This is a genomic window from Rubritalea marina DSM 17716 (assembly GCF_000378105.1).
Taxonomy (GTDB): Bacteria; Verrucomicrobiota; Verrucomicrobiia; order Verrucomicrobiales; family Akkermansiaceae; genus Rubritalea; species Rubritalea marina.
Genome location: NZ_KB899272.1, coordinates 1 through 10,768 on the forward strand (window position 1 = coordinate 1; position 10,768 = coordinate 10,768).

The following is a 10,768-nucleotide window of genomic DNA, read 5'->3' on the forward strand; positions in this document are numbered from 1 at the left end:
ACAGCCACCCTGAGAGAATTTTTTGCCACATCTACTCCGACTTCTAATTGGTATTTAATCTGTTCCATTTTAGTGATTTTTTGAATCAATTGGAAGGATCCTCACTCTATCAATCAGGCTTGTGTACGAGCTATTTACTTGGTAAATGCTTCTTGCAACTATTCGAAAAAAGCGAGGAAGGCAGAAAGGCAAATCATGCTGATATGCGATCTCGTAGTTGATGACGGATCTAGCCCAGGGATGATCTTGCCAATCTGCTTTCCGAGCGAATGTTAGCATACTTTCCAATACACAAGCCTAGGGTCAGTACGGCGAAGCCGCGCGCAAGCCTAGGGTTCAGGTAAAGAAACAATCGTAGGCTGAAGGCCTACTACAGAAGCGACCTACTTGATAACGGCAGCCTTTGAACTGGTCTTATCCCCTTGCCTATCACGCTCAGTCCGTTCAACCAATTCACACCAAGGGTGTGTCCGATACCAGCATGGGGTGAAGCGCAAGCGTGACCCCATGAGATAGTGGTAGACATCACAAGAGCTGAAAGCTCGACAGATAGAGTAAGAACCATACGGGTAGATTTTTTTTGAGAATGTGGAAATAATCGGTATCATTGCGCCTCATAATGTTGGACTACATGATCAGTGTACCTTGAGGCCTTGCCTCGCACCCAACTATACAGACCCAATACAAGCACCATGCTCGACTTCAACTTCTACAACCCAACTCACGTCGTCTTCGGCAAAGACCGCCTCGCGGAACTCAACGACCTCGTCCCCCAAGGCGCTAAAGTCCTCCTAACCTACGGTGGCGGCAGCATCAAAAAGTTCGGCACCCTGGACAAAGTCCACGCGGCACTCGCCGGCCATGAAGTCCACGAATTTGGGGGCATCGAACCGAACCCGAAACTTTCTACCTGCATCGAAGCAGCGGAATTGATCAAAGCAAAGCAGATCGACTTCATCCTCGCGCTCGGCGGCGGCTCGGTCATTGACGCCACCAAGTACATCTCCATAGCCGCCAAATACGACGGCGATGACTACGCCTCGCTCATCAAGCACGGCTTCACTCCAGTGCCCGTCTCGGAAGCCATTCCCTTCGGCACCGTGCTCACCCTGCCCGCCACCGGCTCAGAAATGAATGCCTTCTCCGTGATCAGTGACGACACCGGCAAGTACGGCGTCTACTCACCACTCTTCTACCCGAAATTTTCCATCCTCGACCCCACCCTCACTTTCACACTACCTACCACTCAGGTAGCCAATGGCATTGTCGACACCTTCATCCACGTGGTCGAACAATACCTCACCTTCCCAGTGGATGCGCGCTTCCAAGACCGCACCGCCGAGGGGATCTTCCAGACACTCATCGAAATTGGCGAAAAAACCGTCGAGAACCCAGAGGACTACGACACCCGCGCCAACTTCATGTGGTGCGCCACCATGGCTCTCAATAGCCTCATCGGCTCCGGCGTGCCCCAAGACTGGAGCACCCACATGATTGGCCACGAGATCACGGATAAATTTGGCATCGACCACGGCAGGACCCTAGCCGTCGTCCTCCCTTCCCTCCTCCGCGAGCGCAAAGACAAGAAAGAAGCCAAACTCGTCCAATTCGCCGAGCGCGTCTGGGGCATCACCGAGGGCTCTAACGATGAGAAAATCGAAGCCGCCATCCAGAAGACCGAAGCCTTCTTCCACAGCCTCGGAGTCCCCACCAAAATCAGCGACTACGACATCAAAAAAGAAGAGCTCGGCGACATCGTCAAGCAGCTTGAGGCTCACGGCATGACCGCACTCTCAGAGTCCGGCGACCTCACCCTCGACATCGTAGAGAAGATCCTCAACGACGCGTATTAAACGCCTGCGGCGCGGTCATGGGCAACCAGACGTGAGTCATTGGTTTCTCAGGTCCAGCCGCAATCATGCTTTCACAAGAACCCTAGGTAAGAAAAACACCTAGGGTTCTTTCGATTGGAGATAATGAGCCACACCCCACCACTCCTATCTGATTCCCCTTCAGGGAATGCTTTCTTTTCTATCGATATCCTAGGGTTTCGGCTCATGCTTCGCCTGCACCCTAGTCTGGTATCTCGAACGCCTTCAGCGTTCTTTCACAGCACCTACAATCCAACGGAGCACTCAATCCTCCTCTCTGGACTGCGGTGATTCATCACCGCCTTCGAAGAACGAGCGGCTGGTCACACATGTAGTCTGAACACTGAACACTGAACACTGAACACTGAACACTGAACACTGAACACTTCCATCACTTCAGCCGTAGGCTGAGAAGGAAAGCCCCGCCAAGTAGCATCACGATCGCGCAGACCCCAACAAACCAATCGCCAAACAGCGCATACCAGGTGGTGGCGGGCTCCTCTAGAAGCTGAACGTTGGCGAAAAGGTTGCCCTGCACAAAGGGATCATCCGGCTTACCAATGCCTAGGTAGTCGCCATCGCGCCACATACTCCCGGTCACATCGACCACCCCGCTGACTCCAGTATTCGCTGAGCGCACCAATGGGCGGCGCAGCTCCACAGCGCGGAACTTGGCATTGACCAAATGCTGAATGGCGCCCTCGCTCTCACCAAACCATCCATCATTGGTGATGTTGATGATGACTTGGTCTGTCTGTCTCACAAACTTACGGGTCAGCCTCCCCACTGTGTCTTCATAGCACACGGTAGGAATCACCTGAAGCGGCTGGCCCGTGAGGTCTATCTGCAATGGCTCGGTGCTACCACTCCGTGAGAAATTCTTGCCATAAGGCATGCCGGAAAGCACCTCCATGATCTCTGCCAAAAATGGAATCGCCGGCAGATACTCGCCGAAGGGCACCAAGTGGTTTTTACCGTACACAGCAATCTGCTCGGTGGGATGAATGCTGTGCTCTGGCAAGTCCGGCTTGGCGATCAAAAAGGCATTGTAGGCATCCCCATCCGGGTCGTAATAGATCCCGTCTTCCTCGTTGATCCCAGACATCAAGTTCGACCCAAACACCACATGGCATGAATGCCTTTCCAGAATATTATCCACCAAGGAATCCTTGGTCAGCATGGGAAAATAAATCTTCGAGGTGTCACCATCGAGGTAAACCAAGGGTTGCGTCATCGCACTCTCAGGTAGCACCAACAAGTCGACACGATCAAATTCCACCACAGCACCACTATCCACCGCCTGGTGCAGTCGATCCACATTGTGTCGCTCCACCTCCAGCATCGCCTCATCAATCGCCTCGATATATTCGAGGTAGTGCTGCGCTTCCAGTCGCTCATCCCACTTCATCGATTGCTTGATATTCTGTTGCACAATGACGGTGCTAAACTCCTTGCTTGGTGCCGCCGCATAATAGCTCAAACACTGAACCCCATATGCAAAGAAGGCCGCCAAGACCAAAACCAAGACACCAATTTCAAGGTGCAACTGAAATCTCCCAGCACGAAGCTCATGCCACAGCCGGCGCCCAGTCTGCACCACCACTGCCCCAAAAAATACCGGCACAAAGGACAGACCAGTGACCCCAACCAAGTCAGCCGCCTGCATCATCACTGGCACGTCATGGAAGGCCACGCCCACACCATTCCAGGCAAAGCCAGTGAACACCCAGGTCCTAAGAAATTCCAAAACCACCCACGCAGCCGCCACCACCACCGCATAGCCAATCACGCAGAAAGACGGGCTAAGCTTGCTCAGCAATCCCAGCTTCTTCTCGCCCATCTTCTGCTGCACCTTCTCTTGAATCTTACTCGAGGCCACAGGCCCCTCACGCTTCAGCCACGGGTTCGCAACCGCAGAAACAAAACCTCCCCAAACCGCCACGTATAGTGACAAGTAGACGCTCAAGGTGAGCCACCCAAGAATCGCCCCAGCCAGCGGCACAGTGGGTAGCTCTCCCATCGCGATGATCCACTTCACATTGACCAACCAAAAGCCCAGCCCAGCCGCCAGCCCGATCTTCATCCCAGACTTCAAACTCGCCTCCGGGTTCAGCCACAGCGCCACCAATACCGGCACCGACCACACCCAAACCAATTCGCTAGCCACCTCGAATCCGGGGTAACACATCGCCAGCAACACACCGCCAAGCGCCGCCACTAGATAGAGTAATTTGTTGCTCATGCCTTCCTTACTTTGGTACACTGATCCTTAGGTCGCATGACAGTTAAACCAAAACCTTGCACTTGGCGATAGCCAATCGAAACGATGCCGTCCTGCCCAATTAGAGCATACTCCTCAGTTACTCGTCATATCACATCTTTGACATGACTCCTGAAAAATGAATCACATACAAGCCGTACCATTTTACCATGCCTCACCCATTGCAAGCTACCAAACCCTTCAGCCTGATCGCAGCACTTTGCATCAGCACCCCAGCTATCACCCTCCAAGCAGAGGAAAAAATCTCCCCATCTGACTCCATGATCGTCAACGGGAAGTGGAATCTATTCGGAGAAGTCGTAGCACATGGCAATAGCTTGCGCATTGCAACTCCAGGTGACGGCGTCGTGGCCAATGTCAACGCCAAGGGCGAGTACAAACACGGGTGGTTCATCGCCAGCAAAGATGCCTACCAAGACCTCCACCTCAAGCTCGACTTCCTACTCCCTGAGCGCTCGAACTCAGGCGTCTACTTCATGGGACGCTACGAAATCCAATTGCTCGATAGCTATGGGAAAAAGGAACCCGGCCCCGGCGACCTCGGTGGCCTCTACCAACGCTGGGACGACCAACGCAACCCAAAAGGATTTGACGGTGTCGCCCCACGCGTCAATGCCGCCAAGCCCGCCGGAGAGTGGCAAACCATGGAAGTCACCTTCAGAGCCCCCCGCTTTGCAGCCGACGGCACCAAGACACACCACGCCAAATTTCTCAAAGTCCTCATCAACGACCAATTGGTGCAGGAAAACACAGTCGCCAAAGGACCTACCCGCTCAGCCATTAGACTCAATGAGACCTCCAATCCCGACCGCCTCATGATTCAAGGCGACCACGGGCCAGTAGCATTGCGCAATATCCAACTCACCAAGCTCAAGCTCAGTACCGATGGAGAACCCGCCCTCAGCGGCGAGGAAGCCACGCCACTCGACTCCAAAGGACGCTACCAAATCAATGCCGTCGACCTCGGCAAAGACCTCTTTAAATCCAAAGGCTGTGCCGAGTGCCATAGCATCAAAGCTGGAGAAAATAAAACGGGTCCCTCACTCCACGGGCTCTTCACCCAGTCGGTGCGCGAGACCAAGATTTACATCCCCAGCGAAGGCCACCACAAAACGACCCCAGCAGACCTGAACTACCTCAAGTCCTCAATGCGTCGCTCCATGGAAGAACTCGCCTACCAAGCCGATGGCACTCCCTACCTCCCCACCATGCCACCGTTTAGCTTCAAGCTCATCAACAACAATGAAGCCAACGCACTCTACGCATACCTCAAAACACTCAACCCAGCCGCAGATGCTGGCCCAAGTATCCAATGGGTAGAAAAACCCAGCGCCAAGTATGTCCTCAAAGACGACCCAATCGCCATCTGGGTCAAAGACACCCCAAAACTAGAGCGCGTGGATAGTGGCGAGAACGTCTCAGGACGCACCTACCACGTCGGACTACCCGGAGACATCAACTACAGCTTCGACCCACGCACCTTGGCCATCGCTCAGGTCTGGGATGGTCCCTTCCTCAGAAAGCTCGATCAAGTCGACCGCGGCCGCGGTGGCGCCGAGCTCGGCTTCCAGAACCGTAACTATGGGCTCGCCAATTTGTTCCAACCCCTCGACGCCAAGGCCAAGCCCGTAGACCTCACCTACACCTCACCCGCTCGCCTCTTTGATCCCGAGCAAGCCAAAGCATTCCTAGCCGACACCTCCGATGTGATCCAGACTATCGAGGCACTCCCCGGCCGCTTCCTCGGCGTCGACACCCCCAAGCAAGGTATCCCTAGCTTCCGCTACCAAGTGGGAGACAATCAAGTGAAGCTACGCCTCGAGCTCAGCCACAGTGGCAAACTCGACGCCAGCTTCGACCTCGACCTCAAGTCGCCACTCGTACTGACGATTCCCGCCGACAAGCTCCAAAACCCAAATGTCTCGCTAGGAGAGCTCAAGGGCCAACAATGGACCATACCAGCCGGCAAGCACCAGAAGGTCAGCTTCAGCGCCACCCTGCCCAAAGTCCAGGGAGAGCTCTACACCTCAGAACTCAGCGCCAGCGAGTCACACCAGCCTCAGCCCCTCACATGGAAAGCCACTGAAAAGCCAGCCAAGCTACCACCCGGATACCAACTCGAAGTCGGCAACACTCCAAACGACCCCTTCGGACGCCCACTCGTCTTCGAAGCCATGGGCATCGAATTTCACGAGGGAGACACCTACGTGAGTACCCGCACTGCCGGAATCTGGAAAGTCGTCGATGGCCAGTGGAAGCTCTTCGCCGATGGTACCTATGACTCACTCGGACTCGTCGTGAATTCCTCCAAAGAAGTCGTGATCGGGGAAAAACCAGGCATCACCCGCCTCATCGATGCCGACGGCGACGACTGGGCAGAACGCCGGGAAGTCATCACCGAAAAATTCCGCTTCAATGGCGACTACCACGAATACCTCCACGGCCCGATCAAACAGGGCGACTCCTACCTCTTCAGCCTCAACCTCGGCAACGAAGTCAAAGGTATGTACAAAGCTGGCGGCGAATGGATGGGAACTGCTGGCGGCCTGAGAGGCTGGATGCTCAGCACCGATGCACAAGGCAACACACGCACCTTCGCCAGCGGATTCCGCAGCCCCGCCGGCCTAGCCCTCAGCCCCAACAACGAAATCGTCTACACTGAGAACCAAGGCGAATATGTGGGCACCTCCAAAGTCTTCATTGTCGAACAAGACAAATTCTACGGCAACCCAACCGGCCTCATCGACCAAAAAGGCTACAACACCGAAAGCCCAGAAGTGCAGTGGGATGCCGTCAAAGCCACCCGCGAGCTACCCGTCATGCTCCTCCCTCACCAAGAAGTGATGAATGCTCCTGGCTCACCTGAGTGGGTTACCGAGGCCGTGCAGTTCGGCCCCTTCCAAGGCCAGATGTTGCTGGGCGACCAACTCCAGTCAAACATCTACCGAATCGACGTGCAGGAAGTCGCTGGCAAACGCCAAGCTGCCGCCATGCCCTTCATGGAGGGACTCGACTCTGGAGCCATGCGCCTGCGCTTCAATCCAGCAGATTCCTCACTCTGGATCGGCCAAACCGGGCGTGGCTGGCGCGCGAAAGGCGGCGAAAGCTTCGGCTTCCAACGCATCACCTTTGATCCCGCCACTCAGGTGGAGGCCATCCACACCGTCGAGGTCACCCCCACCGGCTTCGAGGTCATTTTCACTCAGGCTCAGCCCGAGGAAGACGTCACCGCGCTGGCCAAGATCTCCTCATGCTACTACATGAACAACGCCACCTACGGCTCACCAAAACATGGCGAACGCCAGGAAAAAGTGAGCAAGGCAACCTGGAATCAAGAGCGCACCAAGCTCTCGCTACAAGTCGAAAACTTCGCAGCCATTCCGAGCGATAACCCCGAAGCTAGCTCCCGCGTCTATCGCATCGACCTGTCGCGTACTGCCTTTGGGAAAGCACATGGCACCTTCTTCGCCAAGGCCTACTACACCCTCCATGCTCTGCCAAAAGCCAACAACTAAGCGCATTTCTACATTCCTTCCCCCCATGCAATAGGCTACTATGTCAGGCAACCCACCATCACTAGCATGCCTGACCAAGTACCTTATGAAGAGACTCTCAAGGAATTACAAACCGAGCTCGTCCACCTACAAAGCTGGGTAGTCGCCAAAGGCCTGCGCGTCGTTGTCATTTTCGAAGGACGCGACGCCGCCGGCAAAGGTGGCATGATCAAACGCATCACCGAACGCGTTAGCCCGCGTATCTTCCGCACCGTCGCTCTGCCAGCTCCCACGGAGCGGGAAAAATCACAGATCTACCTTCAGCGCTACATTGCGCACCTCCCTGCCGCTGGCGAGGTCGTGCTGTTCGACCGCAGCTGGTACAACCGCGCCGGCGTAGAAAAAGTCATGGGATTCTGCAGCGAAGAAGAACACGCCGACTTCCTCCGCACCGTCCCCAACTTTGAGCGCTCGCTGATCGACCAAGGGATCATACTCATCAAGTACTGGCTCAATGTCACCAATCAGGAACAAGAAAAACGCTTCCTCAAACGCATCAACGACCCGATGCGCCGCTGGAAGCTCAGCCCAATGGATCTCGAGTCACGCCGTAGCTGGTTTGCCTACTCACGCGCTCGCGATGAAATGTTCGCAGCCACCGACACCGACTGGGCCCCGTGGCATTTGGTAGATTCCAACAACAAGAAAAAAGCACGGCTCAATTGCATCTCACACCTCCTCAGCATGATCCCCTACGAAAGGCTACCACAAGATGAAATCATCCTGCCTAAGCCACTCCAAGACGACGCCTACGACTCCATCGCCTCGGTCCAAGATCGCCGCTGGGTTCCCGAATCCTACTAAGTGATGATGCGATCCCTTGTGCATGCGACATTGCCAAAATGCGTCGCCTTCATGATCCTCTCGGTGGCCATTCTGAGCCCCAGCACATGGGCAGCTGAGGCCACAGAAGACATCCTAGCATTCTCGTGGGGCACCGTACTCATGCAGCTATTTGGTGGCCTCGCCCTCTTCCTCTTTGGCATGGAGATCATGACTGATGCCGTGCGCACGGTGGCCGGCGATGGCATGAGGCGATTTCTGCAGAAGATGACGGGCAACCGCTTTATCGGTGCCTTTTCCGGCGCCCTAATCACTGCCGTACTCAATTCCTCGTCAGTGACCACGGTCCTCGTGGTTGGCTTCATCAGTGCTGGATTGATGAGCCTCACCCAAGCGATCAGCATCATCATGGGCGCCAATATTGGTAGCACCTTTGCTGCGCAAATCATCGCCTTCAACATCACCCAATACGCCCTGCTGCCTGTAGCCATCGGCTTCCTCCTGCGGCTCGCCTCCAAGCGCAAAAAAACGCGCGAATACGGCGATACCCTGATGGGGCTCGGGCTCGTCTTCTTTGGCATGGGGCTGATGGGCGAAGCCATGGCGCCACTTCGTGAATTCCCAAGCTTCCTCGAGCTCATGGAGCGCATGGATGATCCATTGCTCGGCATCCTCGTGGGGGCCGGATTCACCGCCCTCATCCAGTCATCTGCCGCCACCACAGGCATCGCCATCGCAATGGCAAGTGGCGGCCTCATCTCCCTAGAGGCAGGAGTCGCGCTCGCACTCGGCTCAAACATTGGCACCTGCATCACTGCTATCCTCGCCACCATTGGCAAGACCCGGGCTGCCGTGCGCGCCGCCATTGCCCACGTCCTCATCAACGTGCTAGGCGTGTTGCTATGGGCATGGGCCATCCCAGAGTTTTGCAGCATCGTGCGTGATCTCTCACCCACTGCTGAAGAACTCAGTGGTGCCGAAAAGATGGCAGCAGAAGTTCCTCGGCAAATTGCCAATGCCCACACCCTTTTCAACGTCATCAACACCGCCATTTTCATTTGGTTCACAGGCCCACTGGCACGCCTCTGCACGTGGCTAGTCCGCGACCGAGCCGAAGAATCTCCCCCCGTGATCACTCCGGAGTTTCTCGACCGTGAACTCCTCGCCACACCCGCACTCGCACTCCAACGCGCCTCCCTAGAAATTGGCCGAATCGAAGGATTCATTGACGAAATGTTCTCCCGCTTCCAACAAGAAGGCTGGAATGCCAAAAGCGAAAAATTCAGGGAAATCGCACACCGCCAAGACGACATTAGCACCCTGATCGAACACATCCTCCAGTACCTTTCCATGCTCAACCGCGATGGCATGAACAAACACGACAGTGACCAACTCCTCCTCGTCCTCACCGCTTGCAATTACCTCCAAAGCCTCAGCAGCACCCTTGGCACAGACCTCGTAGACACCCTCATTGAAGCACGCTCTAACAACGTAGAACCGAGCCCCAAAATGAAGGAACTCATGAGCGAAACCTACCACGCGGTCTGGCGTGCCTCAGTACTCTGCGCTAAAGCCATCGTAGAAGACGATCCAGACCTAGCCCGCCAGGTGCTCGATCGCTCAAGCGAAGTCAAAGAAAAGATCCAAATCGCCCTCAAACATCAGGCCAATATGCTCACCCAAGACCAAGCCAACCGACTCGCCATCTACCGCGTCGAAATGGAATTTATCAACACCATGAAGCGCATCTACAATCACGCCAAACGCATCTCAAAACAACAACTCTCCCTAGCCAAAGAGGAGGATTGAACAGCAACAAAACCGCTCCATACTTCAATAACAATTTACTGGGATGACATGATATTGTAAGCTTCCCCGTCAATGACACAGTCTAAAAGTATAGTTTTCTGTTAGTTGAGTGAGCGTCGGTAGACGCTCGGAGGTAAGTTATTTAGAGAGTCGTGGGGACGCTCCTCATTATAGTCGATCATCCAAGTATGAACAATCTCACGTACTTGGGTTAGCGATCCAAATAGATGAGCATCCAGCACTTCTCGCCTCATGGTTCGGTTAAAACGCTCAATGAAGGCGTTCTGTGTTGGTTTTCCTGGCTGGATATAATGAAGGTTGATGTTACGAGTTTCACACCAAGCTAAGAGTTTGGATGAGATAAATTCTGGACCATTATCTACACGAATTTGCTGAGGTAATGGACGACTCTCGGCAATCTGCTCAAGCACCCGAATAACTCGATCTGTTGGGAGAGAGGTGTCCACTTC

Annotated in this window: 6 protein-coding genes; 4 read left to right on the forward strand and 2 right to left on the reverse strand. The window is 54.7% G+C overall.

Annotation, left to right across the window (positions count from 1 at the left end; translation table 11 throughout):
• Positions 1-692 precede the first annotated feature (692 nt).
• Complete coding sequence (locus tag F454_RS0113515; protein ID WP_018971187.1) at positions 693-1,853, forward strand: iron-containing alcohol dehydrogenase; 1,161 nt, start codon at positions 693-695, stop codon at positions 1,851-1,853.
• Between the two features lie 409 nt (positions 1,854-2,262).
• Here the strand turns inward: F454_RS0113515 and lnt are convergent, their stop codons facing one another.
• Complete coding sequence (gene lnt / locus F454_RS0113520; RefSeq protein ID WP_018971188.1) at positions 2,263-4,113, reverse strand: apolipoprotein N-acyltransferase; 1,851 nt, start codon at positions 4,111-4,113, stop codon at positions 2,263-2,265.
• Between the two features lie 188 nt (positions 4,114-4,301).
• Between lnt and F454_RS15315 the strand changes: the two genes are divergently transcribed.
• The 3 genes from F454_RS15315 to F454_RS0113535 all read left to right on the forward strand — a co-directional run bounded on the left by F454_RS15315 (position 4,302) and on the right by F454_RS0113535 (position 10,298).
• Complete coding sequence (locus tag F454_RS15315) at positions 4,302-7,667, forward strand: 3-keto-alpha-glucoside-1,2-lyase-like domain-containing protein (RefSeq protein ID WP_018971189.1); 3,366 nt, start codon at positions 4,302-4,304, stop codon at positions 7,665-7,667.
• A 66-nt stretch (positions 7,668-7,733) separates the two neighbouring features.
• Positions 7,734-8,510, forward strand: coding sequence for a polyphosphate kinase 2 (gene ppk2, locus F454_RS0113530; RefSeq protein ID WP_018971190.1), 777 nt, complete (start codon positions 7,734-7,736; stop codon positions 8,508-8,510).
• Between the two features lie 3 nt (positions 8,511-8,513).
• On the forward strand, positions 8,514-10,298 hold the full coding sequence (locus tag F454_RS0113535; protein WP_026292909.1) for a Na/Pi cotransporter family protein: 1,785 nt from the start codon (positions 8,514-8,516) through the stop codon (positions 10,296-10,298).
• A gap of 101 nt (positions 10,299-10,399) precedes the next feature.
• On the opposite strand, the gene F454_RS16195 is transcribed toward F454_RS0113535, so the two are convergent.
• Positions 10,400-10,768: integrase core domain-containing protein (locus F454_RS16195; protein WP_018971192.1), on the reverse strand; the 369-nt coding region annotated here is incomplete at its 5' end.